The organism is Streptomyces cucumeris (assembly GCF_024295805.1).
GTDB lineage: Bacteria > Actinomycetota > Actinomycetes > Streptomycetales > Streptomycetaceae > Streptomyces > Streptomyces cucumeris.
Genome location: NZ_JANCLX010000011.1, coordinates 150,807 through 176,659 on the forward strand (window position 1 = coordinate 150,807; position 25,853 = coordinate 176,659).

25 protein-coding genes are annotated in these 25,853 nt (G+C 72.1%); 16 read left to right on the plus strand and 9 right to left on the minus strand.

The window, feature by feature from the left end; genetic code table 11:
• The first annotated feature begins 27 nt into the window (after positions 1-27).
• Both NMK44_RS18785 and NMK44_RS18790 read left to right on the plus strand, forming a co-directional pair.
• Entirely contained in the window at positions 28-654 is a 627-nt protein-coding gene (locus NMK44_RS18785) for a SecDF P1 head subdomain-containing protein (RefSeq protein WP_254744515.1), read from the plus strand.
• 14 nt (positions 655-668) lie between these two features.
• Entirely contained in the window at positions 669-881 is a 213-nt protein-coding gene (locus NMK44_RS18790) for a hypothetical protein (protein ID WP_254744517.1), read from the plus strand.
• A gap of 40 nt (positions 882-921) precedes the next feature.
• On the opposite strand, the gene rox is transcribed toward NMK44_RS18790, so the two are convergent.
• A complete protein-coding gene (rox, locus tag NMK44_RS18795; RefSeq protein WP_254744519.1) occupies positions 922-2,349 on the minus strand; it encodes a rifampin monooxygenase in 1,428 nt (475 codons plus the stop codon).
• A gap of 176 nt (positions 2,350-2,525) precedes the next feature.
• The gene (locus NMK44_RS18800) at positions 2,526-3,239 is read right to left on the minus strand and encodes a B3/B4 domain-containing protein (RefSeq protein ID WP_254744521.1); all 714 of its coding nucleotides are present in this window, start codon (positions 3,237-3,239) and stop codon (positions 2,526-2,528) included.
• Positions 3,240-3,412: 173 nt separating this feature from the next.
• On the opposite strand from NMK44_RS18800, the gene NMK44_RS18805 reads away from it, so the two are divergent.
• Positions 3,413-4,699 (plus strand): alpha/beta hydrolase, encoded by a 1,287-nt coding sequence (locus NMK44_RS18805; protein WP_254744523.1) that lies wholly within the window; start codon positions 3,413-3,415, stop codon positions 4,697-4,699.
• A 54-nt stretch (positions 4,700-4,753) separates the two neighbouring features.
• Here NMK44_RS18805 and NMK44_RS18810 read toward each other — a convergent pair whose 3' ends face one another.
• Positions 4,754-4,900, minus strand: coding sequence for an SCO1431 family membrane protein (locus NMK44_RS18810; RefSeq protein ID WP_254744525.1), 147 nt, complete (start codon positions 4,898-4,900; stop codon positions 4,754-4,756).
• A gap of 179 nt (positions 4,901-5,079) precedes the next feature.
• Here NMK44_RS18810 and NMK44_RS18815 point away from each other — a divergent pair, with 179 nt between their 5' ends.
• The 4 genes from NMK44_RS18815 to NMK44_RS18830 are packed head-to-tail and all read left to right on the plus strand — an operon-like array spanning position 5,080 to position 10,279.
• The gene (locus NMK44_RS18815; protein ID WP_254744528.1) at positions 5,080-6,534 is read left to right on the plus strand and encodes an amidase; all 1,455 of its coding nucleotides are present in this window, start codon (positions 5,080-5,082) and stop codon (positions 6,532-6,534) included.
• 60 nt (positions 6,535-6,594) lie between these two features.
• Positions 6,595-6,915 carry a hypothetical protein gene (locus NMK44_RS18820; protein ID WP_254744530.1) on the plus strand — a complete coding sequence of 107 codons (321 nt, stop codon included), beginning with the start codon at positions 6,595-6,597 and terminating at the stop codon, positions 6,913-6,915.
• Entirely contained in the window at positions 6,909-8,999 is a 2,091-nt protein-coding gene (locus NMK44_RS18825) for a bifunctional polysaccharide deacetylase/glycosyltransferase family 2 protein (protein ID WP_254744661.1), read from the plus strand. Before NMK44_RS18820 ends, NMK44_RS18825 begins: the two co-directional genes overlap by 7 nt.
• 17 nt (positions 9,000-9,016) lie before the next feature.
• The gene (locus NMK44_RS18830; RefSeq protein ID WP_254744533.1) at positions 9,017-10,279 is read left to right on the plus strand and encodes an LCP family protein; all 1,263 of its coding nucleotides are present in this window, start codon (positions 9,017-9,019) and stop codon (positions 10,277-10,279) included.
• On the opposite strand, the gene NMK44_RS18835 is transcribed toward NMK44_RS18830, so the two are convergent.
• Both NMK44_RS18835 and NMK44_RS18840 read right to left on the minus strand, forming a co-directional pair.
• Positions 10,269-11,132, minus strand: a complete 864-nt coding sequence (locus NMK44_RS18835; RefSeq protein ID WP_254744535.1) for a YwqG family protein — start codon at positions 11,130-11,132, stop codon at positions 10,269-10,271. The genes NMK44_RS18830 and NMK44_RS18835 overlap by 11 nt on opposite strands.
• A gap of 76 nt (positions 11,133-11,208) precedes the next feature.
• Complete coding sequence (locus NMK44_RS18840) at positions 11,209-11,949, minus strand: FadR/GntR family transcriptional regulator (protein ID WP_254744536.1); 741 nt, start codon at positions 11,947-11,949, stop codon at positions 11,209-11,211.
• A 133-nt stretch (positions 11,950-12,082) separates the two neighbouring features.
• On the opposite strand from NMK44_RS18840, the gene NMK44_RS18845 reads away from it, so the two are divergent.
• From NMK44_RS18845 to NMK44_RS18875, 7 genes are all read left to right on the plus strand, one after another.
• On the plus strand, positions 12,083-12,598 hold the full coding sequence (locus NMK44_RS18845) for a gluconokinase (protein WP_254744537.1): 516 nt from the start codon (positions 12,083-12,085) through the stop codon (positions 12,596-12,598).
• A gap of 23 nt (positions 12,599-12,621) precedes the next feature.
• The gene (locus tag NMK44_RS18850) at positions 12,622-14,019 is read left to right on the plus strand and encodes a GntT/GntP/DsdX family permease (protein ID WP_254744538.1); all 1,398 of its coding nucleotides are present in this window, start codon (positions 12,622-12,624) and stop codon (positions 14,017-14,019) included.
• 149 nt (positions 14,020-14,168) lie between these two features.
• A complete protein-coding gene (locus tag NMK44_RS18855) occupies positions 14,169-15,050 on the plus strand; it encodes a D-alanyl-D-alanine carboxypeptidase family protein (RefSeq protein ID WP_374215298.1) in 882 nt (293 codons plus the stop codon).
• A gap of 121 nt (positions 15,051-15,171) precedes the next feature.
• Positions 15,172-16,599, plus strand: coding sequence for a CoA transferase (locus tag NMK44_RS18860; RefSeq protein ID WP_254744543.1), 1,428 nt, complete (start codon positions 15,172-15,174; stop codon positions 16,597-16,599).
• 143 nt (positions 16,600-16,742) lie between these two features.
• Complete coding sequence (locus NMK44_RS18865; protein WP_254744545.1) at positions 16,743-17,342, plus strand: hypothetical protein; 600 nt, start codon at positions 16,743-16,745, stop codon at positions 17,340-17,342.
• A gap of 67 nt (positions 17,343-17,409) precedes the next feature.
• Entirely contained in the window at positions 17,410-18,063 is a 654-nt protein-coding gene (locus tag NMK44_RS18870; protein ID WP_254744547.1) for an epsilon-toxin family protein, read from the plus strand.
• A gap of 199 nt (positions 18,064-18,262) precedes the next feature.
• A complete protein-coding gene (locus NMK44_RS18875) occupies positions 18,263-19,456 on the plus strand; it encodes a UDP-N-acetylglucosamine--N-acetylmuramyl-(pentapeptide) pyrophosphoryl-undecaprenol N-acetylglucosamine transferase (protein ID WP_254744549.1) in 1,194 nt (397 codons plus the stop codon).
• A gap of 3 nt (positions 19,457-19,459) precedes the next feature.
• Here the strand turns inward: NMK44_RS18875 and NMK44_RS18880 are convergent, their stop codons facing one another.
• Positions 19,460-19,621 carry a hypothetical protein gene (locus NMK44_RS18880; RefSeq protein ID WP_254744551.1) on the minus strand — a complete coding sequence of 54 codons (162 nt, stop codon included), beginning with the start codon at positions 19,619-19,621 and terminating at the stop codon, positions 19,460-19,462.
• A 46-nt stretch (positions 19,622-19,667) separates the two neighbouring features.
• On the opposite strand from NMK44_RS18880, the gene NMK44_RS18885 reads away from it, so the two are divergent.
• Positions 19,668-20,546: an XRE family transcriptional regulator gene (locus tag NMK44_RS18885; protein ID WP_254744554.1), complete on the plus strand. Its 879-nt coding sequence runs from the start codon at positions 19,668-19,670 to the stop codon at positions 20,544-20,546.
• 16 nt (positions 20,547-20,562) lie between these two features.
• Here the strand turns inward: NMK44_RS18885 and NMK44_RS18890 are convergent, their stop codons facing one another.
• From NMK44_RS18890 to NMK44_RS18900, 3 genes are read right to left on the minus strand one after another with little or no spacing between them, the layout of a single operon-like run.
• Complete coding sequence (locus tag NMK44_RS18890) at positions 20,563-21,873, minus strand: acyltransferase family protein (protein WP_254744556.1); 1,311 nt, start codon at positions 21,871-21,873, stop codon at positions 20,563-20,565.
• A gap of 43 nt (positions 21,874-21,916) precedes the next feature.
• The gene (locus NMK44_RS18895) at positions 21,917-23,329 is read right to left on the minus strand and encodes a polysialyltransferase family glycosyltransferase (RefSeq protein ID WP_254744558.1); all 1,413 of its coding nucleotides are present in this window, start codon (positions 23,327-23,329) and stop codon (positions 21,917-21,919) included.
• Complete coding sequence (locus NMK44_RS18900; protein WP_254744560.1) at positions 23,329-24,303, minus strand: glycosyltransferase family 2 protein; 975 nt, start codon at positions 24,301-24,303, stop codon at positions 23,329-23,331. The genes NMK44_RS18895 and NMK44_RS18900 overlap by 1 nt, the downstream gene beginning before the upstream one ends.
• A gap of 223 nt (positions 24,304-24,526) precedes the next feature.
• Here NMK44_RS18900 and NMK44_RS18905 point away from each other — a divergent pair, with 223 nt between their 5' ends.
• Positions 24,527-25,846 (plus strand): DUF6716 putative glycosyltransferase, encoded by a 1,320-nt coding sequence (locus NMK44_RS18905; RefSeq protein WP_254744663.1) that lies wholly within the window; start codon positions 24,527-24,529, stop codon positions 25,844-25,846.
• Positions 25,847-25,853: the final 7 nt, after the last annotated feature.

The following is a 25,853-nucleotide window of genomic DNA, read 5'->3' on the forward strand; positions in this document are numbered from 1 at the left end:
CGCGGACGACGGCGAGGGGGCGGGCCGATGGGGGCCGGACGGGTACGGGGCGCGGCGGCCGTGGGGCTGGTGCTGGTGATGGCGGCGCTCACGGGATGCGGCGGCGACGGTGACGGTGGGGGCGGCGGGGGCGGCCGGGACCCGCGCGGCGGCCCCGCCCCCAGCGTGAGTGTCACGACGGGCGCCCCGGCGGACACCGGAGCGCCCCGCACCGCCACACCGCTCGCGGAGCCGCTGCGTCTGCTGCCCGTGGTGATGTCGGCCCCCGGGACCTGTCCGAGCGTGCCGTTCACCGCGGACCCGGACGGCTACGCCACGTACCAGGACCGGGAGGAGATCTGTTACGTGGTCCGGCCGGACGACGGGATGACCGTCGACGAGCCCCGGTCCGCCGAGGCGAGCTATGACGAGAACGGCGGTGGCCACATCGTCACCGTCACCTTCAACAGCCGGGACGCCGCACGCTTCGCCCGGCTCACCCAGGAGCTCTCCACCCAGCAGGCCCCGGGGAACGAGCTCGCGATCGTGCGCGACGGCCGGGTGCTGTCCGCCCCCTCGGTGGCGAGCTCCATCACCGGCGGCACGGTGGTCATCTCGGGCAGCTTCACCGCTGCGTCCGCGCGCGAACTGGCCCGCGGCCTCGGCGGCGGGTGAGCGACACTGGGGTCATGTCTGCTCCCCGCCGCGCCTGTCCGGTCTGCACCCGAGAGATCGCGGTCGTGGGCGGGCGGTTCGCCCGCCACGATCCGCCGGGCCGCCGCTCCGACTACGAACTGGTCTCCTGTCCGGGGTCGCGGCGAATCGCGCCGCTGCTCAGCGCCCCGCCGAAACTGTTCGGCGGGGACGAGCCGCCGACGGGCGGACAGCAGGCGCTGTTCTGATCCCCGCTCCCGCGCCCCGGAGGGCCGTCCCCGCCCGCGCTCAGGCGGCGGCGCCGAACCATCGCGGCAGCCGGGCGAGCAGCTCCCGCTGATCCTCACCGGCCCACACCACATGGCCGTCCGGCCGCAACAGCACCGCGGGCACCTCCAGTTCGTCGCTGACATCCACGATGTGGTCGATCCGGTCCGCCCAGCCCGCCACCGACAGCCGCCCTGTCTGGTCGAGCAGCAGCCCGCGGCCGCGGTGCGTCAGCTCGTAGAGACGGCCGCGCTCCTTCAGCTTCAGGTCCCGCATCCGCAGCCCCAGCAGTTCATGGCCCTCGCCGACGTCGTAGCGGACCGAGACCGCGGTGATCATCCCGGTCACGTACCGGTTCACCTCCTCGAAGTCCATCAGCCGGGAGAACAGCTCACGCAGCGCGGTCGCGCCCGGATCGGTGCCCAGCAGTGTGATCTGCGCGCGGGTGTTCTCCAGTACGGCCGCGCCCACCGGGTGCCGTTCGGAGTGGTAGCTGTCCAGCAGCCCTTCCGGGGCCCAGCCGCCCACCGCCGCGGCCAGCTTCCAGCCGAGATTGAACGCGTCCTGCACACCGAGGTTGAGCCCCTGTCCGCCGGTCGGCGGGTGGATATGCGCCGCGTCCCCGGCCAGCAGCACCCGGCCGACCCGGTAGCGCTCGGCCTGCCGGGTGGCGTCGCCGAACCGGGACAGCCAGCGCGGTGAGTGCGCGCCGAAGTCGGTGCCCGCGACGGCCCGCAGCCGCTGGGTGAACTCCTCGAAGGTCGGCTCGGCCGCACGGTCCTCCGCCACCCCGTCGGCGGGTACGACGACACGGCACACCCCGTGTTCACCGGGGGTGACGCCGAACCGTAGCTGGGTCCTGCGGACCTCCGCGACGACGGCCGCGACCGTCGCCGGATCCTCGGTCATCTCCATTTCGCCCAGCAGCGTCTCGACCGTGGCGGGCAGACCGGGGAAACCGACGCCGAGCCGCTTGCGCACCGTGCTGCGGCCGCCGTCACAGCCGACCAGGTAGCGCGAGCGCAGCCGGGTCCCGTCGGCCAGTTCGACCGTCACCCCGTCCTCGTCCTGGCTCAGCCCGGTCACTTCGTGGCCGCGCCGGATCTCGGCGCCCAGTTCCAGGGCGCGTTCGTTCAGCAGCCGTTCGGTGACCGGCTGCGGGGTGGCGACGCCGTAGGGGTGGGCCGTGTCCAGCCGGTCCGGCCACGGTGTGACGATGCCGCCGAAGAGACCTCCGGCCTGGAACGTCTCACTGACCGCCAGGAACCGGTCGAGCAGACCGCGCTGGGCCATCAGCTCGACGCTGCGGGTGTGCAGCCCCTGTCCGCGGGACTGGCTCGTCGGCTCGGTCAGCTTCTCCAGCACGACCGTCCGCACCCCGGCCAGCCGCAGTTCGCAGGCCAGCATCAGCCCGGTCGGACCACCCCCGGCGATGATCACATCGATCATTGACAATCCCCCGTTTCCGCAGGTCATCGCTTTCGGACGGTGAATTCTGCGGTACGGAGGGGGCCTTGCCGCAAGGCCCCCGGTGCGCTATACGTTGAGAGTGGCAAGGAGCGGTCGAGCTCCTTGCCTTTGTCGTGGTGCCCGCGGTGTGTGCGGACCCCGTGGCGTGGCCGCCGTCAGCCGCCCGTCACCAGCCGGGACGCGAGCCGCACCCCGGGGCTGCTCTCGGCCAGTGCCTCGGTGAGCTGGTCACCGGCCGCCTTCAGCGCGATGTCGTCCAGCGGCCCGAGCGCGTCCAGGACGAAGAACGCCCGGGTGGTGGTGTGGGTGAGCCGGGTGCGGACGCACTGGCGCCAGTTCCAGCGGCGGCAGGTGACGCCCGCGTCGTCCCGCCAGACCACCTCGCCCGGCGCGGGGTGCTCGGTGACGGTCTCGCCCCCGGCCGTGGTCGCGAAGTCCTCCTCGCCGGTGGCGCGGACCAGCTGTGCGGGGCCGCTGTAGTGGTCCAGGTCCTCACCGCCCAGGGGCACCGCGTGGGTGACCGAGACCGCGTTGTAGAGGTCGGTCAGCCGGTCCACCCGGGGCAGTCCGGCGCCGACCCGGCGCAGCAGGGCCTCCGCGCTGGGCCGGGTGCGCTGTGGCTTGGCCCCGAAGCCGCGGAACGCCTCGCGCCAGGCGGCGAGGTGCGGGTCCTCCTCCACCGGCCCGTCCCCGAACCGCTCCCGGGCGGCCGACTCGGCCTCGGCCAGCAGGCGTTCGCTCAAGCCGTCACTCGGTCCGGGGCGCAGCCCCTCCGCGGTGATGAGCAGTGCGCGGTAGTCGGGGCGCAGCGCGTGGACGGCCGGGTCGATGGCGGCGGACTCCAGCCAGCCCGCTACGTCGTTGATCATGGTTCTCTCCCTGCGGTGGCGCGCTCGCGCGTGGATCCGGCTGGTCCACTATGGCATACGGTGCGGTGCAGCATGCTGGACCGTGGGGGTGGGGCCCACGGGGGCGGGCCCCACCCCGGAACGGTGGGCAGCCCGATGGCGGTGCGACCGGTGCGGACGGGAGCCTTCTGCGTATGGATCAGACCTGTATGGATCAGACCTGTATGGATCAGCGCACCTCCGGCCGTGGGCCGGACCGCAGGGGATTACTGGCCGCCGCGGCGTTCGCCGCACTGGGAGCGGCGGTCGCCGCGCCCGCCGCGCGGGCCGCGCCGCACCCCTCCGGCGGCCGGGCCCGGCTGACGCTGCCCGCCCCGACCGGGCCGTATCCCGTCGGCACCGTCTCCCGCCATCTCGTCGACCACACCCGCCCCGATCCCTGGGTGGCGGCCGGGCGCTCGCGTGAGCTGATGATCAGCGTCCGCTATCCCGCCCGGGACGTCGGGGGATATCCGCGCGCCGCGCAGCTACTGCCGGGCGAGGCGGCCGGTTTCGACCGGCTGAACTCCTTCACCGGTGTGCCGCAGGGGCGCGTCGACTGGGCCGCGACCCGGACCTTCGCGCACCGGGGCGCCCCGGCCGCGCGGCGCGGCACCGGCCGGTGGCCCGTGGTGCTCTACTCGCCCGGTGTCGGCGACCCGCGTTCGCTGGGCACCACCCTCACCGATGAGCTGGCCTCGTATGGATATGTCGTGGTCTGTGTCGACCACACCTACGACGCGTCGGCGGTGGAGTTCCCGGACGGCCGGGTGGAGACCAGTCGGCTGCCGGAGGAGTGGGAGCGGGCCGAGCGCGAGGGGACGTTCACCGCCCTGCTGGAGAAGACCTGCGCGGTGCGGGTGGCCGACACCCGCTTCGTCCTCGACCGGCTTCAGACGCTGGTCCCGGCCGGGTCGGAGGTGTCGGCCGTCGGGATGTTCGGACAGTCCGCGGGCGGGTTCGCGGCGGTGCAGGGTATGCACGACGACCGGCGGATCGCGGCGGCCGCGAACCTGGACGGTGTGCTGGCCCACGTCAGGGAGGACCACGACCCGGGGAACCTCTCGACCGCCGCGCGGGACGGGGTGGACCGGCCCGTGCTGCTCATGGGCATGGAGGGCAACGATCACCACACCGTGCCCTCATGGGGCGCGCTGTGGGACCACAGCACCGGCCCGCGGTGCGATCTGACGCTGCGCGGCTCGCGCCATGCGGCGTTCACCGACGCCGTCGCGCTGCTGCCGCAGATCGTCCGGCGGCTCGGCCTGCCGGCGAGTACCGTCACCGAGGTGCTCGGCACGGTCCGGCCGCGGCGGGCGATGGCCGCCGAGCGGGCCTGTGTGCGGGGGTTCTTCGACACCTGGCTGCGGGGCCGCGCCGGAGGTGGCGGGCTGCCGGACGGCCCGTCGGCGGGCGGTGCGGAGCTGCGGCGGGTGCGCTGACGCGGGGCGCGGGGCGTAGCGGCCCGGAAGCAGCCCGCGCGACCCGGAAGCGGCCTAGAAGAAGAGTCCGAGCTGGACGGTGAGCATCGCGATCACGATGGCGAGGGCCCATCCCGCGATGTGCTCCTTGAGCTGGTCGTCGTCCTTGGGCCCGCCGGTACGGGGACGGAGGCCGATGCGGCGCGCCGCTATGTCGGTCATACGGGTGTCCTCGGTGCTCGGAGATGATCGTGATGAACGGGATGAATCGGTCACCCCACGCCTCCCCAGGGTGCGTGACGACCCACCCGGGGTAAAGGGGGAGTGGCCGAACTCACCCGTAGGCCGTGTACCGTCACGCCGTTCCGCGTGCGAATCCGTGCGAATCGAGGAGGTCCAGGGTGACCAGCGTCATTCCCAAGGGTCTGGGCGAACAGGCCCGTGCGCTGGCCGGTGGCGAGGTGTCCTCCCGCGCCCTGGTCGAACAGGCGCTGGAGCGCATCGCCGCGACGCAGGGAACCCTCAACGCCTTCCGCCGGATCCGGACCGAGGCCGCGCTGCGCGAGGCCGACGAGGCGGACCGGCGGCTGGCGGCGGGGGAGCGGGCACCGCTGCTGGGGGTGCCGATCGCGATCAAGGACGATACGGATCTGGCGGGGGAGCCGACGGCGTTCGGCTGCCCCGGGGAGTTTCCCCTCAAGGCCGAGGACGGTGAGGTCGTCCGGCGGCTGCGGGCGGCCGGCGCGGTGATCGTCGGCAAGACCAACACCCCCGAGCTGGGCCAGTGGCCCTTCACCGAGGGCCCGGCCTTCGGCGATACCCGCAACCCCTGGAACCCCGCGCACACCCCCGGCGGCTCCTCCGGCGGCGCCGCGGCCGCCGTCGCCGCCGGGCTGGTCCCCGCCGCGCTGGGCTCGGACGGTGCGGGTTCGGTGCGGATCCCCGCCGCCTGGACCCATCTGGTGGGCATCAAGCCGCAGCGCGGCCGGATCTCCACCTGGCCGGACCCCGAGGCGTTCAACGGCATCACCTGCAACGGCCCGCTGGCCCGCACGGTCGCGGACGCCGCCCTGCTGCTGCACGCCGCCAGCGGCAACCATGAAAGCGACCTCCACCGGCCCGAGCCGGTGGACGTGCTGTCCGCGGTGGGCCGCGACCCGGGGCGGCTGCGGATCGCGCTCTCGCTCAAGCCCGCGTTCACCGGGACGCCCAAGGAGCTGGATCCGGTGGTCGAGGCCGCGGTGCGGCGGCTCGCGGAGCGGCTGGCCGCTCTCGGCCACGACGTGGTCGAGGCCGAGCCGCGCTACGGGATGGTCGGGCTCGCCTTCCTGCCGCGCGCCACCGCCGGGATCCGCGAATGGGCCGCGCGGGTGCCGGACCAGGCCCTGCTGGACGTCCGCACCCAGGCCGCCGCCCGCCACGGACGGATGCTCGGCGGCGGTCCGCTGCGCTGGGCGCGCGCCGCGGAGCTGCGGCTGCACCGCCGGGTCGGCGCCATCTTCCACCGGCATGGATTCGATGTGGTGCTGGCCCCGACGACCGCCACCCCGCCGCTGCGGATCGGGGCGATGTCCGGGCTCTCCGGATGGCGCACCGACCGCGCGATGATCGCGGCCTGCCCCTACGCCTGGCCGTGGAACGTCCTGGGATGGCCGGGGGTGAACGTGCCGGCCGGGTTCGCCGACGCCGGCAACACCCTGCCGCTGGGAGCCCAGCTCCTCGGCCCGGCGAGCAGTGAGCCCCGTCTCATTTCGCTGGCCGCTCAGCTCGAGGCCGACCGGCGCTGGTTCGAACACTGGCCCCAGCTCGCGGGGCGATCGGCCGGTCGGACGGACCCGGCGGCCCCCGGTTCATAACGGAGCGAAGTCCTCCGTTGCGGCCACGGGCGCGGAAGATCGTTACTACACTCCCGCCACATGGTGAAGAAGGTGACCGCGAAGCGACGGCGGAGAAAACAGAACGGGCAGATATTCGTCAACGCCTCCGGCGGCCGGAGGCAGCTCCTCCGGCTCGTCGCGCTGGCGGTCGGCTGTGTCTGCCTCGGCTATCTGCTGCTGCTGGCCGCGGCCCTGTCCGGGGTGATCGGGAAGGACGAGAAGGCGCCGCCCGCGACCTTTGAGCGGTCCACCACCGGCAGTGCTCCGGCCGCCGGGCCCTGGTCCGGCGCACACCTCCACGGCGCCGGGGTGTCCGCGCCCCTTGCCACGGCCCCCGCCACCGGAGGCAGCCCCTGGTGAGCCGGCACGCACTCCGGCCCCCGCCGCGCGGCCACTGGCTGCTGCTGATCATCGTCATCTCCGCGGTCGCCGCCGCGCTGGTCTTCGAGGGCTGGACCACCCACGAGGTCGCCTCCGAGCAGACCCGCAAGCCCTGCACCCACCCCATCCCGAAGGCGGCCGACACCGGCGAGCCGGTGGTCCGCATCGCCGGGAACACGGTGGAGACGGCCGGGATGCCGGCCCGTACCGTCGCCCTGACCTTCGACGGGGGCCCCAACTCCGTATGGACCCCACGTCTGCTCGACCTGCTGCGTGAGCACCGCGCGCACGCCACCTTCTTCGTCTCCGGCGCCCAGGCGGTCCGCCACCCGGAGCTGGTGCGCCGGATCCGCGCCGAGGGACATGAGCTCGGCTCGCTCACCTATACCGGATCCGACCTCGGCTCGGTCTCCGGACCGCGCACCCGGCTGGAGCTCTCGCTCACCCAGACCGCACTCGCCGGCACCGCCGGTGTCACCACCAAACTCCTGCGGCTGCCGCTGACCACCCAGGCGGACACCCTCTGCGGCGGTGAGTGGACCGCCGCACGGCGCGCCGCCGCACAGGGCTACCTCGTGGTCGCGGCCGACCGGCCGCTGCGCAAACCGGAACGGGGCGTCGTCCGGCAGTACAGCCAGACGGACACCGCCTACGGCCAGGTGAAGAAGCTCCTCCGGAACCGGAAGGTCGAGAAGTTCGCCACCGTGTCCGAGGGGCTCGGCCAGGCCCCGGCCAACTCCCCGGCGTCCACCGTCGGCCACTGGCAGGGCAAGGCGCTGATCCAGGTCCAGGGCATCGGACACACCTTCGTCGACGCCATGACCTGGGTGCTGGGCATCGCCGGGGTGCTGGCCCTGCTGCGGCTGCTGCTGCTCCTCTTCCTCGCGCGGACCCACGTCCGGCGGCTGCACCGCTTCCGGCCCGGCTCGCCCTGGCTGCGCGAGGTGAACGAACCGGTGACGGTCCTGGTCCCCGCGTACAACGAGGAGGCGGGGATCGAGTCCACCGTGCGGTCGCTGCTCGCCTCCACCCACCGGCAGCTCCAGGTCATCGTCATCGACGACGGGTCGACGGACCGCACCGCGGATCTCGCCACCCGGATCGACGACCCCCGGGTGATGGTGATCCGGCAGCGCAACGCGGGCAAGGCCGCCGCCCTCAACAACGGACTGGTCCACGCGCAGCACGACATCGTGGTCATGGTCGACGGCGACACCGTCTTCGAACCGGAGGCCATCCACCAGCTCGTCCAGCCGCTCGCCCACCCCGCCATCGGCGCCGTCAGCGGCAACACCAAGGTCGGCAACCGCCGTCGGCTGCTGGGCCGTTGGCAGCACCTGGAGTACGTCTTCGGGTTCAACCTCGACCGCCGGATGTACGAGGTCCTGGAGTGCATGCCCACCGTCCCCGGCGCCATCGGCGCCTTCCGCCGGGACGCGCTGCTGGGGGTCGGCGGCGTCAGCGAGGACACCCTCGCCGAGGACACCGACCTCACCATGGCCCTGTGGCGGGCGGGCTGGCGGGTGGTCTACGAGGAGTCCGCCATCGCCTGGACCGAGGTCCCCACCTCGATGCGGCAGTTGTGGCGGCAGCGCTACCGCTGGTGCTACGGCACCCTCCAGGCCATGTGGAAGCACCGGCGCGCCCTCACCGAGGTCGGCCCGGCCGGACGCTTCGCCCGCCGTGCGCTGCCGTATCTCTTCCTCTTCCAGGTCGTGCTGCCGCTGATGGCGCCCATCGTGGACGTCTTCGCCGTGTACGGCGTGCTGTTCGCCGATCCGCTGTCGTCCATCGGGGTGTGGTTCGCCTTCCTCGTGGTGCAGCTCCTCGGCGCCGGATACGCGCTGCGGCTGGACAAGGAGCGGCTGCGGGAGCTGTGGGCGATGCCGCTCCAGCTCTTCGTCTACCGGCAGTTGATGTACCTGGTGATCATCCAGTCCGTGGTCAGCGCCCTGTTCGGCACCCGGCTGCGCTGGCACCGCATGCAGCGCTCCGGTTCCGCGGGCGACCAGCTGACCTCCGAACCGGCCGGGCGCCACCACGAGCGCCTGCCGTCCAAGTGAACGGGGTGAGGAGAACCATGACCGACCAGTGGACGTACGACCCGACTGACCCCGGGTACTACGCGCCGCACCAGGGCAACCACTACGTGCCGTACGAGGGCGACCACTACGTACCGCACCAGGGCGACCATTACGTGCCGCATGAAGGCGACCACTACGCGCCGTACGCGGACAGCGCCCTTCCGCCACAGCGGCAACAGCCGGTGCCGCTACGGGAGATACCACCGGATCCGTACCGCCCGCGTGAGGAAAGCGGGAGCGACGGGGACGACGGGGGAGACGGGACCGCTCCCCGCCGCCGGTGGCCCCGGCGGCTGCGGCGGACGGTGGTCGTCGTGCTCGCGCTGGCCCTCGCCGGGGCCGGTACCGCCTACGGCTGGGCCACGTCCCAGCTCAACACCGACGTCGATCTGAGCCGCGTCGAGGACCGCCCCGCGAAGGGCGAGGGCACCAACTACCTGATCGTCGGCTCCGACAGCCGGGACGGGCTCTCCAGCAAGGACAAGAAGGATCTGACCACCGGCTCGGCCGAGGGCCGCCGCACCGACTCGATGATGGTGCTGCACACCGGGGCCCATGGCAGCACGCTGATGAGCCTGCCGCGCGACTCCTGGGTGACCCTCCCGCCGTTCACCTACCCCATGACCGGCAAACGCCCCGGGGCGGCGAAGAACAAGCTCAACGCCGCGTTCTCGCTCGGCGGTCCCGAACTGCTGGTGCGGACCGTGGAGCACAACACCGGACTGCGGATCGACCACTACGCGGAGATCGGCTTCGCGGGCTTCGTGAACGTCGTCGACTCGGTCGGCGGGGTCCCGATGTGTCTCGACCGGGCCATCAAGGACAAGAAGTCGGGCGCCGATCTGAAGGCCGGGTGCCAGACCCTGGACGGCGCCCAGGCGCTGGCCTTCGTCCGCCAGCGCCACCAGGAGGCCAAGGGCGACCTCGGCCGGAGCGCGAATCAGCAGAAGTTCCTGTCCGCCCTCGCGAAGAAGGCCGCGGAGCCGGGCCAGGTCCTGGTGCCGTGGAAGGTCTTCCCGACCGTGGGGGCCGGTCTGGACACCCTCATCGTGGACAAGGACATGAACCTGCCGACGCTCAAGTCCATGTTCCAGGCGATGCAGGGCGTCGCGGGCGGGTCCGGGAGGCAGCTGAACGTGCCCGTGGCGAGCCTCGGCTTCCCGACGTCCAAGGGCAGCGCGGTGAAGTGGGACGACAGGCGCGCGAAGCGGCTCTTCGAGCAGTTGCGGACCGACCGGCCGGTGGGCCCTACTGGGTGAAGAAGGACGGCGGGTGGGTGGGGTCGGCCGAGCAGAGGAACAGCCCGGCGTGGCCGCCCCGCCCCACCGTCATCCCCGTCGGCTCGCGCGCCGCGGTGAACTCCGCGGTCCCCGGCACCAGATGACGCTCCTCCAGCGGCCACCAGCGGTCGGGCTCGTGTCCGCCCAGGAACTCATAGGTGTCGAACTGGAGGAACAGCGCGAGCGGCCGGCCGCAGTCACCGCAGTCCAGCGCCGCCGGCAGATCGGTCGTCGCCCAGCCCATCGCGCCGCCCAGTTTGCAGCCGGGGACCGTGGACACCTCCTCGTACCACTCGCCGAGTCCGTCCCCCAGCCCGCCGGGCAGCTCCTCGTACCAGGGGTACTCCACCATCCGCTCCGGCCGCAGCACACAGGGCCGCGGCACCATGTCCTCGTCGTGCGCGTCACCGGTGCCCGGTTCCCCGGCGGAGGGTTCCCGAACGGCGGTGATCTCCGCGGTCCGCCGCCAGAACACCCGGCAGGACTGGCCCCAGCCCTCGGGGTGCGGCTGGTCGTGCCAGTCGGTGCACCACAGCACCTGGACCAGATCGGTGCCGGCCGGAAAGGGGATCTCGGGGAAGTCGGCCGCGGTGAGCTGGGCCACCGCGGCCATCGGGTACGGCCCGAGGGGACGGCCGTTCACATCCCGGTGGTCCGCGCAGTGCGGCCAGGGCTCACCGGCGGGCCAGTACAGCGGTCCGCCCAGATGACTGTCCGTCACTCCGGGGGTGCCGCGCCGCGGATGCAGCCGCACGGTGGTGCGGGCGTACGGGGCGAGCCCGGGACGGAGCCGGACCGGATCGACGGAGGGCGCGGCGGTGGTGAGGGCCATCGGGGCAGTCTCGCACCCGGGCCCGCCGCGGCCGGCGGCCGCCCCGCGGCCCGGCTGCGGACATGGCCTACGGGGCTTACGGGGCCAGGATGTCCAGCTCGCGCAGCGCCCCCACGGTGATCTCGCGGGTGTACGCCTCGGCCCGCTCCGCGTCCCGTTCGCGGACCGCCTCGGCGACCCGTACGTGCAGGGTGACCGCCTCGGGGTCGGGGTCGGTGAACATCACCTCGTGCTCGGTGCGGCCGGTCAGCACCGCGGCGACCACATCGCCGAGCCGCGCGAACATCTCATTGCCGGAGGCGCGCAGGATCACCCGGTGGAACGCGATGTCGTGCACCAGGTATCCGGCGAGCTGCTGTCCGCGTGAGGTGGCCACCATGCCGAGGGCGTGCTCGGTCAGCTCGGCGCATTGCTCGGGGGTGGCGTGCTCGGCGGCCAGCGCCGCCGCGGCCGGTTCGATCGACGACCGCAGCGCGGTCAGCGAGCGGAGCTGGCGGGGGCGGTCGGGACCGGCCAGCCGCCAGCGGATGACCTGCGGATCGAAGACGTCCCAGTCCTCCGCGGGGCGCACCGTCACCCCGACCCGGCGCCGGGACTCCACCAGGTGCATGGACTCCAGGACCCGCACCGCCTCCCGTACGACCGTGCGCGACACTTCGAACCGCTGCTCCAGCTCATCGGTGCGCAGCACGGTCCCCGGCGGACAGTCCCCCGAGGTGATCGCGGGCCCGAGGGTCTGCAGCACCCGGGCGTGCGGCCCCCGCCCCTTGGACCCCTGATCATCCGGCCCCTGGTTGTCCGGCCCCTGGTTGTCCATGGGATCAGCCTACGTGCCCCACCCGGACCAAATAAGTATGACTTTTGAGTCACGGACTCTTGAATACGTCGTATCTGTGAGGTTGAGTGTGCCGCGGCGCCGAGGTCGACGAAGACAGCGAGGTTTCACCGCAATGCACGTCCCCCAGGTAGTTGTCGTCATGGGAGTGTCCGGAACGGGCAAGACCACGGTCGGGCCGCTGCTGGCCGACCGGCTCGGCGTGCCGTACGCCGAGGCCGACGACTTCCACCCGCCCGCCAACATCGCCAAGATGTCGGCCGGGACCCCGCTGGACGACGAAGACCGCAGGCCCTGGCTCGACGCCATCGGCGCCTGGGCCCGGGACCACGCCGCGGGCGGCGGGGTGGTGAGCTGCTCCGCCCTCAAACGCGGCTACCGGGACCGGCTGCGCGCGGCCAATCCCGAGGTGGTCTTCCTCCATCTGACCGGCGACCGCGCACGGATCGCCGAGCGGATCAAGGCCCGCAAGGGCCACTTCTTCTCCGACCGGATGCTCGACTCCCAGCTCGACACGCTCCAACCGCTGGAGCCGGACGAGAACGGTATGGCCGTGGACATCTCCCCGGAGCCCGAGGCCATCGCCGAGCGGGCCGCCGCCGAGCTGCGGCGGCGCATCGCGCAGAACTGACACCGCTACGTAAGGAACACCCCGTGACCAGACTCAGCGTCGAGATGCTGGCAGCGGAGACCGTCGAGCCGATCACCTCGGCCGGTCACGCACAGCTCGGGATCGCCGTCCTCCTCGGCATCGCCGTCATCGTCCTGCTCATCACCACGTTCAAGCTGCACGCGTTCCTGTCGCTGACCATCGGCTCACTGGTGCTGGGCGCCGCGGCCGGGGCGCCGCTGGACAAGGCGATCACCAGTTTCACGGCCGGACTCGGCACCACGGTCGCGGGTGTCGGGGTCCTGATCGCGCTGGGCGCGATACTCGGCAAACTGCTCGCCGACTCCGGCGGTGCCGACCAGATCGTCGACACCATCCTGGCGAAGGCGAGCGGCCGGGCCATGCCCTGGGCGATGGCGCTGATCGCGGGACTGATCGGACTGCCGCTGTTCTTCGAGGTCGGCATCGTGCTGCTGATCCCCGTCGTACTGCTGGTCGCCAAGCGCGGCAACTACTCCCTGATGCGCATCGGCATCCCGGCGCTCGCGGGCCTGTCCGTGATGCACGGCCTGGTGCCGCCGCACCCCGGTCCGCTGGCCGCGATCGACGCCGTCCACGCCAACCTGGGCGTCACCCTGGCCCTCGGGGTGCTGGTCGCGCTGCCCACCGTGGTCATCGCCGGACCGCTGTTCGCCCGGTACGCCGCCCGCTGGGTGGACATCACCCCGCCGGACCGGATGATCCCGCAGCGTCCCTCGGAGGACCTGGAGCGGCGGCCGGGCTTCACCGCCACCGTGGCCACCGTGCTGCTGCCGGTGGTGCTGATGCTGGGCAAGGCGCTCACCGACATCGTGGTGGACGACCCGGAGGCCGGGGTCCAGCGCGCCATGGACGTCATCGGCTCGCCCCTGATCGCGCTGCTGGCCGCGGTGATCGTCGGGATGTTCACGCTCGGCCGGGCCGCGGGCTTCACCAAGGAGCGGATCACCACCACCGTGGAGACCTCGCTCGCCCCTATCGCCGGGATCCTGCTGATCGTCGGCGCGGGCGGCGGTTTCAAGCAGACGCTCATCGACATCGGCGTCGGTCAGATGGTCCTGGACTTCTCCAAGGACTGGAACATCTCCGCACTGTTGCTGGCCTGGCTGATCGCGGTCGCCATCCGGCTGGCGACCGGCTCGGCGACGGTGGCCACCATCTCCGCCGCGGGTCTGGTGGCACCGCTGGCCGCCGATATGTCCACCACCCACACGGCCCTGCTGGTGCTGGCCATCGGCGCCGGTTCGCTCTTTTTCAGCCATGTGAACGACGCGGGGTTCTGGCTGGTCAAGGAGTACTTCGGGATGAGCGTGGGGCAGACCCTGCGGACCTGGTCGGTGATGGAGACCATCATCTCGGTGACCGGACTCGGCTTTGTGATGCTGCTCTCGCTGGTGCTCTGACCCGCTCCGAAACCTTCCGCGGAACATCCGGCGGAAAAACATCCGCATGGAGCACATCCATCGGCCCCTGTCGCGCGTCATCAAGTGGAGCGGCATTGCTATGCCGCCGTACGGCAGGGGCATTTGGAGTATATATCTTGAGATACGGCATGAAGAGCGTACGTCGCGCCACCGCGGCGGTCGTCACCGCGGGAGCCGTGCTGGCGGCGGGGGCGTTCTCCGCCACCGCGCAGGCCGCCGCGGTCGCCACGCCCTCGATCGCCGCCAAGGGCGGCTATGTGATGAACAACGGCACGGGCAAGAGCCTGTACACCAAGGCCGCGGACACCCGTCGTTCCACCGGCTCCACCACCAAGATCATGACGGCGAGGGTGGTGCTCGCGCAGCCGAACCTCAACCTCGACGCCAAGGTCACGGTCCAGAAGGCGTACAGCGACTACATCGTCGACAACAACTACGCCTCCTCGGCGCGGCTGATCGTCGGCGACAAGGTCACCGTCCGGCAGCTCCTCTACGGCCTGATGCTGCCGTCCGGCTGTGACGCGGCGTACGCGCTGGCCGACAAGTTCGGCAGCGGTTCCACCCGGTCCGCCCGGGTGAAGTCGTTCATCGGCAAGATGAACACCACCGCCAAGAACCTGGGTCTGAGCAACACCCACTTCGACTCGTTCGACGGCATCGGGCACGGGGCGAACTACTCCACCCCGCGTGATCTGACCAAGCTGGCCAGCAGCGCGATGAAGTACTCGACCTTCCGGTCGGTCGTGAAGACCAAGTCGACCAAGCAGAAGGTGACCACGAAGAGCGGTGGCTACCGCTACATGTCGTGGAGCAACACCAACAACCTGCTCAGCGGCTACTCGGGCACCATCGGCGTCAAGACCGGCTCCGGTCCGGAGGCCAAGTACTGCCTGGTCTTCGCCGCCACCCGGAACGGCAAGACGATGATCGGCACGGTGCTCGCCTCCACCTCGGTGGACGCCCGCACCTCCGACGCCAAGAAGCTGATGGACTACGGCTTCAAGAAGTAGTCCCTCCGCGTCACGGGTCCGGGGCCCGTCCGATCGACCGCACCGGTCGGCCGGACGGGCCCCGGCTCATGTCACACGCGGCCGCCGCATACCCGTGATCGCCCCGGCACAGAATCAGCCCATGGACGACAACGGGGATGACCGCGCGCACGACCACGGGGACGACCACGCGGGGACCGACAGCGCGACGGCGTACGCCTGGGCCGCCCTCGGCGGAGCGCCCGACCTGGCCGCCGCCGTGAGCTACGCACCGGCGGCCGGAGCGCTGCCCGCCCGGCTCCCGGTGCGGGAGATGGCCCGCGCCACCGTGGGGGTCTGCTCACTGGCCGCCGCCGAACTGGACGCCCGGCGCTCCGGCCGTCCGCCGGCGGGGACGGGCGGTGTCCGGGTGGCCGAGGCCGCGGTGGCCACGGCGTTCCACAGCGAGCGGCTGCTGCGGATCGACGGACGGCAGCCGACCGCGTTCGCACCGCTGTCCGGCTTCTGGAGGACGGCCGACGGCTGGGTCCGCACCCATGCCAACTACCCCCACCACCGCGCCCGGCTGCTGGCCGCCCTCGGCATCCCCGCCCGCGGCACCCCGGAGGAGCTGGTGGAGCGGCTGCGCGCGGAGCTGGCGGGCCGCCGTGCGCACGAGGTGCAGGAGGTGGCGTACCCGGCGGGCGCCCTGGCGGTGGCCGTGGCCCGGCCCGGTGCCACCGCCATGCCGCTGGACGGACTCCCGCTGGTCGAGTCCCGGCCGGGACCGGACGCCGCAGCGCGTCCGCTGCCCGCCGCGCCGCTGCCCGCCGAGGGGGTGCGGGTGCTCGATCTGACCCGGGTCCTCGCCGGACCGGTGGCTACCCGCACCCTGGCCGCACTCGGCGCCGACGTCCTGCGGATCGACGCGCCGCGGCTTCCCGAGGACCCGGACTCGCACGCCGACACCGGGTTCGGCAAACGCTCCGCCCGGCTGGACCTCGGTGACCCCGGGGACCGGCGGGCCTTCGGGGAACTCCTCGCCCGCGCCGATGTGGTGGTCAGCGGCTACCGCCCGGGTGCGCTGGACCGCTTCGGCCTCGACCCGGACACCCTGGCCGACCGGCACCCCGGGCTGATCGCCGTCCATCTGTGCGCCTGGGGCTGGTCCGGGCCGTGGACCGGCCGCCGCGGCTTCGACAGCCTGGTCCAGGCGGGGACCGGGATCGCCGCGATCGAGGCCGGACCGGACGGCCGTCCGGGGGCACTGCCCGCGCAGGCGCTGGACCACGGCACCGGCTATCTGATCGCGGCGGCGGTGCTGCGCGCGCTGACCGAGCGCCAGGACACCGGCGCCGGGCGGCGGCTGGGCCTCTCGCTCGCGGGCACCGCGTCCTGGCTGCTGCACGGGATCACCCCGGTCGCGGAGGACGGGCCCGGCCATGACCCGGCCCCCTGGCTGGCCGAGACGGAATCGCCGTACGGCACACTGCGGTACGCCCGGTCACCGCTCGCCCGACCCGGCGGCGGAGGCTTCAACTGGAGCCGCCCGCCAGGCCGTTGGGGCGCGGACGCCCCGGTCTGGCGCTGACCTCGGAGGTTCCGCCCGCTGGCTGAAAAGCGCCCTGGGGGAATCCCTAGATCTGCTAGGGGACTTCGTAGTTTTGGTCCGTACCAGGGCGAGCACACGCGGTGGTGAGAACTGCCCGTGACACACAGTCAGGAGGTGTTCGTATGGCGATCAAGACCCTCCGCGCCCGGTTCGCCGGGGCGGCCGTCGCCTTCGTCACCGGTGTGGTCTGCGTTCCGTGGACACAGACCGCCACCGCCGCCGAATCCGCCCCGCGGCACTGCGTGGTGGATGCCCGCTCCGGACAGCAGAGCTGCTTCGCGACCTTCACCGCGGCCGTCGACAGAGCCACTCACGGCCGGGTCACCGACGCCCCCGCCAGCCCGCGGGAGGCCGCGGCGTCGGCGTCCTTCCGGGCGGAGCTGTCCGGTGCCCGCACCGCGGCGGCGTCCGGGGCCCGGTCGAAGGCGGCCGAGGGGGATGTCATCCAGGGGACGTTCTTCGACGAGAAGGACTTCACCGGCTCCTCGCTCACCATCACCGGTCCGGGTCTGTGCGAGAAGGACGGCTGGGTCGACTACCAGCACGACCTGGCCGAGGACTGGAAGAACCGCGTCTCCTCGGTGCAGCCGTGGGGCAACTGCGCGATCTGGCTCTACCCGGAGCCGGGCCTCGGCGGTGACCGCGACGGTCCGTTCGACGAGAACACCGCGGACGTCGGCCAGATGATGAACGACCGCACCCAGTCGATCGGGTTCAGCTGACCTCCACCGCGCTGAACCGGTGCCCGGTATCCCCCTTCATCGCACACCCCCCACGGGAGGGCTGCACATGAACAACCGCATACGCACCAGCACCGGCGACCGTTCCCACCGGATCCGCCGCACCCGCGCCGCCGTTCTGCTGTCCGCGGTGGCCGTCCTGGGCGGCGTCGCCATGGCCCCCGGCGCACAGGCCGAGGAGACGCCGACCATGCGCGAACTGCTCGACAAGTGCGACAACGGCACCGACTCCTGCGTCTTCCACCCCGAGGGCGCCCCCACGGACTCCATGGGGGAGGCGCACCAGGTCGGTGACTCCGCCTACAACTGCACCCAGGACCTCCAGCGGTCGAGCATCGCGTGGGCCGACACCACCGGGGAGTCCAACAGCCTCGGGGTCTCGCTCAGCGCCGAGTACGGCTTCTCCGAGGTCTTCAAGGTGAGCATCGAGACCAGCTACGGGCACACCTGGGAGACCTCGCACACCGAGACCGACACCACCAATGTCGACGTCCGCCCCGGTGAGGTGGGCTGGGTGACCCGCGAACCCACCATGGAGAAGGTCAAGGGCACCTACGAACTGCACTTCGAGGACCGGTTCTACGGCCACTACATCTGGTACGTGCCGTTCGAGTCGACCGCGCCCAAGAAGGACGCGTCCAGCACCAAGACCCAGCACACCCGCCCGATGACGGAGGAGGAGAAGGCCCAGCACTGCGGCTGAGCGCCCCCGGTCCGCTTTCGCGGACCTGTGGCGGGCCCGGCTGGAACGGGAACGGCCACCGCGTGATCAACGGGAGGGTGTACCGACTCCCGGAGATCGCGCGGTGGCCGCGGGCCGTTTGCCCTGCCCGCTGGCGGGCGATGAGGTGACGCGGCCGGATCTGTGCCGTGCGCGGTGGTCACGGAGTAGCGTGCGCCGGGTGAATGATGCGATCCGGTACGCGAACCCCTTCCGCTTGATCGTCACAGGAGGAGGGACCGGCGGTCACACGTACCCCGCCCTCACCGCCATCCGTACGTTGCAGACGCGGCTGGCAGCCGGAGGGGGCACGCTCGAAGTGCTCTGGATCGGGACTCCCGACGGGTTGGAGGCCCGGGTCGCACCCGCGGAGGGGATCCGGTTCACCACGGTGGCCACCGGGAAGATCCGGCGCTCCGCCAATCCGCTCAAGATGGTGTCGCCGGCCAATATCCGGGACATGGCCCGTGTGCCGCTCGGGGTGGTTCAGGCCCGGAAGGTGGTGGGTGATTTCCGGCCGGACGTCGTTCTCGCGACGGGCGGGTACGTCGCGGTCCCGGGCGGGCTCGCGGCGCGGATGCGCCGTGCTCCCCTGGTGCTGCACGAGCAGACCGTCCGGCTCGGGCTCGCCAACCGCAAGCTCGCCGGGTCGGCGACCCGGATCGCGGTCTCCTCGGAGTCGACGCTCCCGCTCCTGCCGGAGGCCGTTCGGTCCGTGGCCGTGGTCACCGGCAATCCGGTGCGGCCGGAGGTACTGACCGGACATCCGGACAAGGCCATCGCCGCGCTGCGGCTGCATGGCTTCGACCGGCGTCTTCCGACCCTGTACGTCACCGGCGGGGCGCAGGGCTCGCAGCAGATCAACGATGTGGTCCGGGATGCGCTTCCCTGGCTGCTGGAGCGTGCGAACGTGGTGCACCAGTGCGGGGCGGCGAACCACGAGGCCCTGCGCGGGAACGCGACGGGCCTGCCTCCCGCGCTCGCCGCCCGGTATCACCTCACCCCGTTCGTGGGACCGGAGTTGCCGGACGTCCTGGCACTCGCTGATGTCGTCCTCTCCCGCAGTGGCGCGGGAACCCTCGCCGAGCTGACCGCCCTGGGCAAGCCGGCTGTCTTCATCCCGCTCGCTTCCTCGGCGGGGAATGAGCAGGCGCACAACGCCCGGCATCTGGAGAAGACCGGCGCGGCCGTCGCGATCGTCGGCGAGGTGACGGCGGACCGGCTGCGCTCGGCGGTCGGCCCGCTGCTGACGGATCCGGAAAGGCGGGCGGCCATGGCGTTGGCGGCGCGGGCCCATGGACGGCCGGACGCGGCGGAGCGGCTGGTCGACGTCATCCTGTCGGCCAGCCGCACCGCCACCGGCGCGCGAGGCTGATCTCTACGCCATGCCGGAGGCCGCCCGCGTCCAGTCGGTGCGGTCTCCGAGCTGATCACTGTCGCGGAGGCAGTGCGTCACGGCCTGGGTCTCGTCCTGCTGTCGGGGCGTGATGTGGCCCAGGCGCGGGAGGACATCGGACAGGAGATGCTGAGCGTGGCGCATGGACCTATCCCACACATCCCGCACCTCACTCCCGTCCGTTGCGCCCGTGCCGCTGGCACTTCTCACGCAGGAGACTGCCCGAGCCCGGGCAACGTTTCGCGCCACTCAATACACCATGCTTGGCCGCTTACTGCCCGGGCTGCTGGCCGCCGCGTCGGCGACACGGGACGCAGCGACGGGACGCGAGCGGGAGGAAGCGAACGTCGCACTCGCCCGTGGATATGTGCTCACAGCCGAACTGGCTCTCAAACAGCACGATGACGCCGCTTGGGTTGCTGCTGACCGTGCGCTCGCTGCCGCTCGGGCGAGCGGTCACCCGGTGCCGATCGGTGAGTCCTCCCGTGTGCTGGCCATCACGATGCGACGCTCCGGCCGCTGCCCAGCCGCAGTGCGGTTCCTCACGGACGAGGCGCGCGATCTCGACGCTCGAGACGTCCAGACCGGGGCGGTACGGACCACGCTGATGCTGACAGCCGCCTACACAGCGGCCAATGGCGGCGATCGGACAGCCGCGATGGACCTTCTCGGCACTGCCGATGAAGAGATCGACCGCTGGCGGGCAGTGACACCATCAGGACTGTTCACCGTGGACGCGACTCAAGCCCACGCCGACGTCTACCGCATCGGCGTCCACAACGCACTTGGCACGCCGGACGAGGGCGTCGCGATCGCTGTGGGGCTGGATATTGACCGAATGCCGACCGCGGAGCGCCGAGCACGGGCCTGGACCGACACTGCCCGCATGTGGCACGCGCTCGGTGAGGACCGGAAAACCTTCTCCGCTCTGAGGAACATCGAGCGCGAGGCGCCGCAGGAAGTGCGCCGACCAGCGCTCCGAGCCCTGACATCGGATCTGCTGTTCTCCTCGGCTCGCGTCCAGGGTGTCCGCGAATTCGCTGCGCGCACCGGAGCGCTGTCCGCCTGACGGCGTCGTGGAGTGCTTACGAGCCGCCCCAGCCGGGCCAGATTCGGTCACTGGTCCAACAGCCGCAGACACCACCAGGCAACAGCCCGGCAAAGCCGCGCCGGACACCGCGGGGGCCCCCCCCCGCCCCCCGGGCGGGGGGGGGCCCCCCCCCGTGGCGGGGGTGGGGGTACGGCAGCCCGGCGGCGGACAGCGACCGCTTGAGCACCGGGGTGAGCCGTCGCTCGACGAAGCGGTACAGCAGCCAGGCCAGGCCCAGCATCAGGGCCACGGTCAGCACCAGGGTGGCGTAGGAGGGAAGTCCCAGCTTCCGGTGCAGCACCCCGACCACCACCCAGCCCAGATGCTCATGCACCAGGTAGAACGGGTAGGTCAGCGACCCGGCCACGGTCAGCCAGCGCCAGTCGGCCCACCGCAGTCTGCCGAGGGCGATGAGCGCGACGGCCGCGTAGCCGAAGGCCACCACGGCGATGATGCCGGTGGACGAGCGGTAGGAGAAGGCGTCCAGGTCCGCCGGGTGCCAGAGCCCGGCGATCGCGTAGTGCTGGCCGATCAGAAAGCTGATCGCGACGATGCCCCAGGCCAGGGCGTCATGGCCATAGCGGTGGACCAGGTACAGGCCGATGCCGCCGATGAAGTACGAGGCGTACTCGGGCATCAGCACCACGTCCAGCAGCGGCAGGTCCGCCGCCTCGGCCACGGCCGCGCCCAGGGTCCAGACGGCGCAGAACAGCACCACCCGGCGGCGGTTGGCGCCGGGCAGGACGACGAAGAGCGCGAAGAGGGCGTAGAAGCGCAGTTCGGCCCAGAGGGTCCAGCACACGCCCAGCACCCGGTCCACCCCGAGCGGCTGTTGCAGCATGGTCAGGTTGACCAGCGCGTCACTGGGCGAGACCGCCTCGTAGACGACCCAGGGGAGCGCGAAGACCGCCGTCACCAGGATGATCGCGGCCCAGTAGGCGGGGAAGAGCCGGGAGACCCGGGAGGCGAAGAACGAGCGCAGCGGACGCCCCCAGCCGCTCATGCAGATGACGAACCCGCTGATGACGAAGAAGATCTGGACGCCCAGACAGCCGTAGGCGAAGAAGGACGAGGCGGTGGGGAACTGCTCACGGGGCGAGGTGCCCCACGCCTGGCCGATCTCACCGGTACGGCCTCCGTAGTGGTACGCGGCGACCATCAGGGCGGCCAGCAGCCGCAGCCCGTCCAGGGCGCGCAGCCGCGGCGGACCGGCGGTGCGCGCCGGGCGTGCCTTCGCTCCGGCCGGGGGCGCGGGGGAGGAGGAGAGAGACAGGGGGCCCGCGTCGGGGGCGGTGGTGGCGGTCATCCGCCCGCCCCCGGACGCGGGCACCGTATACAGGGCGTCCGGCTCATCCGGTGGCCGTCCGCTTCAGCGCCGTCCGCTTCAGGGCGCGGGCCCGGCGGGCGACCCGGCGCACCGCCTCGTTGCGCGGGATGAACGCGAGCTGAGAGGGGACCGCACCGGGCAGGGCGAGCGCGGTGAGCCTGCGCCGCTTGAAGTAGCGCCAGGTGTGGGCGTCCAGATGGGCCGACAGATAGCGTTCGGCGGCCGGACGCAGCCCGGGGTAGATCTTGGACTGCATCGCGAAGCCCACCGCGGAGACCAGCCCGGTCAGCCGCCGTCCGGCGCGCTCGTCGACCGGCGCCGCGCCCGCGGCCACCGCGCGGTGGTCCTCCAGGTCCGGCAGCAGCGCGTCCACGATGGTCACCGGCACCCGGTTGCTGTTCTGGTACGGGGACAGCCGCTCCAGCAGCACCTCGGTGCCGATCCGGGCGACGGGCAGTCCGTAGAAGACGCTCGCGGTGAGCAGCGCGGTGGAGAAGCAGCCGATCACCAGTGCCGGGCGCATCCGCTGGTACAGCACCTCGGCCAGGACCGGGGTGTCCAGCACGGTCAGCTCCGCGCCCAGTTCCGCGGCCTTCTTCTCCAGCAGCCGGGACCAGCGGGCCGGGGCGGTGGGATGCGGTTTGAAGACCACCGTGCGGTGGCCGAGCGCCACGGCGCCGCGCAACATCCGTACGTGCAGCTCTTCCTCCTCCTGCGGAGTGAGGATGTCCAGCGCGGAGAGGTACTGGCCGAGCATCAGCGCCGGTCCGTCGCCGGTGGCGATCCGCTCGCTGGCGGAGGCCACCCCGCGCGGGGCCGCGTCGGCGACCTCGCCGAGCACCTTGGTGAACACCTCGGTCGGCAGGACCTCCGGCTCCACACCGAACTCGGTGAGCAGCAGCGGCCGCAGACCCGGTACGAGGTCCAGGTGGAGCAGCCGCCGGATCCGGGTGCCGATCAGCGGGTCCAGCTTGTTGCGGGTCGGGCCGTAGCTCATCAGGCCGTCGGCGTAGACGTCGATGGGCGCGCCCTGGAAGACGCCCGCCACCGCCATCGCCGGGTTGACCTGGATGGACTCCAGGACCAGTTCGATGTCGTCCTCGCCGAGGTTCCACAGCAGCCGCAGATGGCGCTCCCACAGCGGGGTGTCGTCGGACCGCGGTGACCAGCCGCCGGGGTGGAACGGGCTGATCGTCTCGTTCCAGGAGAGCACCCGGTCGAAGCGGCCGCGCAGCCGCTCAAAGCCGGGCATCTCGTCCACGGCCGGGGTGGTCTCCGGGGTCGCCGCGTTGTTGCTGATGAGGAGCAGCCGGCGGTCGGCCGGTCCGATGCTTCCCGCGTCGACGGCGGCCGCCAGGGTCGCCGCCCCGTAGAGGGTCGAGGCGAGGAAGATCTGGGTGCGTCCGCGCGCGGCGCGGGGGGTGTAGCCGGACATCAGGCCGCCACCTCCGGTGCGGGGCGGCGCTTGATCCGCCGCAGTCGTGCGGCGCGCTCGTAGTCCATGGAATCCAGCGCGTCCTTCAGTACGTCCTGGGGCATGCGTTTCATCGCGGCCGCCGACAGGGAACGGAGTTTCCTGGCCACTTGGGGTTCGAATCTCTCGATGTTTCCGAGGTGATGGGAAATGATCGCGCAATAGGTGCGGACCGCTTTCGGGAGCAGGGTGTCGGCGTCCCGGTCGCGGGCCGTTTCCTCGATGACCTGATCGAATGCGCGGATGAAGTCCAGTTGGCGCACATCGCCGATCTGTGTGAGCGAGGAGGAAACACCGCGCCGGTAGAACACCCCGTACAGACCGAGGACGGCGAAGGTACGCGCCTCACGGTGCAGCCGCCAGATCCAGGGCCGGTCCTCGGCGGTGCGCAGCCCGTGGGTGAAGTGCAGCAGCCCCTCGTCCAGCAGCCGCCGGTGGTACATGCCCGCCCAGGCGTAGGGATAGTCGACGGAGGTGGAGCGGTCGGCGGGCAGGATCGCGTCCCGCGGGTTCATCACCACTCCGCGCCGGCCGTGCGGCGCGCGGGTGATCGAGCGCGCGCGGGCGGTGCACTGCACATGGTCGGTACGGACGAAGTCGCAGTCCAGGTCCTCCATGGCGGCCAGCAGCCGGGCGTAGTACCCGGGGGCCAGCCAGTCGTCGCCGTCGAGGAAGGTCAGGTACTCGCCGCGGGCCGCGTCGAGCCCGGTGTTGCGCGCGGTGGCGAGCCCGCCGTTCTGCTCATGCCGCAGGTACACCGCGCCCGGCAGCTCGCGCTCGGCGCGCTCCAGGATCTCCGGTGTCCCATCGGTGGCACAGTCGTCGACGAGAATGAATTCGAAGTCCTCGCGCGCGTTCGCACGCAGGCTTCTGAGCGTGTCGGGGGCATAGGTCTGCACGTTGTAGAACGGCACGATGACGGAGAGCTTAACCACGCGGGTGACGCTAGGTCGCCGTCCGGCATTCGTCTTGACCAGCGGAGTACCTGAAGGTGAACGAAGAACGTCGGAACGGTTAACCCGCCCTTCCCGGCGGCCGATTCGCCAATCGTCGACGCGCTGTTAACCCTTTGTTGCTCCCGCGTTGGGCCGTGAATCGATATCGCTTCCTAGCGTCTTCGACGTGTCCTCACCTATCCCTGCATCCCCGCGAGTGGCCGTGCTCGCCGACTCCGACACCCGGTGGAAATGGGGCGCGCTCACCGCGCAGCGCCTCGTCCCCGAAGGTCCGGAGACGGGCGGCCGCCTGGACGGCTTCCTGCTGCGCGGTCGCGCGACGCCGACCGTCCGGCAGCTCGCCGAGGTGGGGGTGCGCGCCGACGCGCTGCGCGAGGTGACGGGACCCGAGTTCGTCCGCGCGATGGACCGTGACCGCTACGACATCATCGTGCTCTCGCTGGTCGGCGGGGCCGTCCAGGCCATGGTGCACGGTCTGGCGCACGCCTGGCGCGGGGCCGCCCGCCGCCCGGTGGTCGTCACCGGCTACGTCGGCGTGGTCTACGAGAAGCTGGCCGACGGACTGCTGCTGCGCCACGGCGCCGATGTCGTGCTCGCCAACTCCCGCCATGACGCGGAGCGGTTCCGCGAGGTCTACCGGGGCGTGGGCGCCCCGGCGGACAGCGTCGTGGAGTGCGCGCTGCCGTTCCTCGGCGGCGCCCGCTACGACGAGCGGGCCCGGCTCGGCCGCGCCCATCCCGGCGGCACCGTGGTCTTCGCCGTCCAGCCGTCCGTCCCCGACAACCGCGCGGACCGCACCTATCTGCTGCGCCGCGCGGTGGAGCACGCCCGCAGCCACCCCGACCGCGAGGTCGTGGTCAAACTGCGCAGCAAGCCGGGTGAGCACACCACCCATATCGAGGAACTGCCCTACCAGAAGCTGATCGACCGGCTCGGTGACGGCGTCCCCGCCAACTTCCGCCTGGCGTACGGGAACATGGGCGAGGTCCTGGACACCGCCGACCTGCTGGTCACGGTCAGCTCCACGGCCGCCCTGGAGTCCCTGCACCGGGGCGTGCCCACCGCCGTCCTCACCGACCTGGGGATCCGCGAGGCCCTGGGCAACCACCACTTCCTCGGCTCCGGCTGTCTGGCCTCCTGGGACCAGCTGGACGCCGGACACCGGCCCGAGCCCGACCCCGGGTGGCTGGCCCGCCAGGGCGTCGCCGCCGACGGGCCGTACGAGACCTGGTTCGACGCCGCCCGGGAGCGGGTCGCCGCACTGGCCGCCGCGGACACCCTGCCGCCGCTCGACCCCTACTACACCCGTGCCACGGCGCCCGGCTATCTGCCCGGACGGCTGGCCCGCTACGGCTTCGCACCGGACGGCCGGCCGCGCCCCGGCGCCGCGCCCGAGGACGGGGACGGGGCCGGAGGGCTGCGCCGGGTGGTGCGCCACACGGTGCGCGAGGCGGCCCGCGGCGCGTACCGCCACGGCGTCCAGCGCGTGGCACCCGTCATCCGGCGGATGGGGGAGCTGTGACCGCCCC

Bases quoted from the DNA above. Each gene is read 5' to 3' on its own strand.
- NMK44_RS18785 (WP_254744515.1), top strand. From the start codon at position 28: ATGGGGGCCGGACGGGTACGGGGCGCGGCGGCCGTGGGGCTGGTGCTG.
- NMK44_RS18790 (WP_254744517.1), top strand. From the start codon at position 669: ATGTCTGCTCCCCGCCGCGCCTGTCCGGTCTGCACCCGAGAGATCGCG.
- rox (WP_254744519.1), bottom strand. From the start codon at position 2,349: ATGATCGATGTGATCATCGCCGGGGGTGGTCCGACCGGGCTGATGCTG.
- NMK44_RS18800 (WP_254744521.1), bottom strand. From the start codon at position 3,239: ATGATCAACGACGTAGCGGGCTGGCTGGAGTCCGCCGCCATCGACCCG.
- NMK44_RS18805 (WP_254744523.1), top strand. From the start codon at position 3,413: ATGGATCAGACCTGTATGGATCAGACCTGTATGGATCAGCGCACCTCC.
- NMK44_RS18810 (WP_254744525.1), bottom strand. From the start codon at position 4,900: ATGACCGACATAGCGGCGCGCCGCATCGGCCTCCGTCCCCGTACCGGC.
- NMK44_RS18820 (WP_254744530.1), top strand. From the start codon at position 6,595: ATGGTGAAGAAGGTGACCGCGAAGCGACGGCGGAGAAAACAGAACGGG.
- NMK44_RS18830 (WP_254744533.1), top strand. From the start codon at position 9,017: ATGACCGACCAGTGGACGTACGACCCGACTGACCCCGGGTACTACGCG.
- NMK44_RS18835 (WP_254744535.1), bottom strand. From the start codon at position 11,132: ATGGCCCTCACCACCGCCGCGCCCTCCGTCGATCCGGTCCGGCTCCGT.
- NMK44_RS18840 (WP_254744536.1), bottom strand. From the start codon at position 11,949: ATGGACAACCAGGGGCCGGACAACCAGGGGCCGGATGATCAGGGGTCC.
- NMK44_RS18845 (WP_254744537.1), top strand. From the start codon at position 12,083: ATGCACGTCCCCCAGGTAGTTGTCGTCATGGGAGTGTCCGGAACGGGC.
- NMK44_RS18855 (WP_374215298.1), top strand. From the start codon at position 14,169: ATGAAGAGCGTACGTCGCGCCACCGCGGCGGTCGTCACCGCGGGAGCC.
- NMK44_RS18860 (WP_254744543.1), top strand. From the start codon at position 15,172: ATGGACGACAACGGGGATGACCGCGCGCACGACCACGGGGACGACCAC.
- NMK44_RS18865 (WP_254744545.1), top strand. From the start codon at position 16,743: ATGGCGATCAAGACCCTCCGCGCCCGGTTCGCCGGGGCGGCCGTCGCC.
- NMK44_RS18870 (WP_254744547.1), top strand. From the start codon at position 17,410: ATGAACAACCGCATACGCACCAGCACCGGCGACCGTTCCCACCGGATC.
- NMK44_RS18880 (WP_254744551.1), bottom strand. From the start codon at position 19,621: ATGCGCCACGCTCAGCATCTCCTGTCCGATGTCCTCCCGCGCCTGGGC.
- NMK44_RS18890 (WP_254744556.1), bottom strand. From the start codon at position 21,873: ATGACCGCCACCACCGCCCCCGACGCGGGCCCCCTGTCTCTCTCCTCC.
- NMK44_RS18895 (WP_254744558.1), bottom strand. From the start codon at position 23,329: ATGTCCGGCTACACCCCCCGCGCCGCGCGCGGACGCACCCAGATCTTC.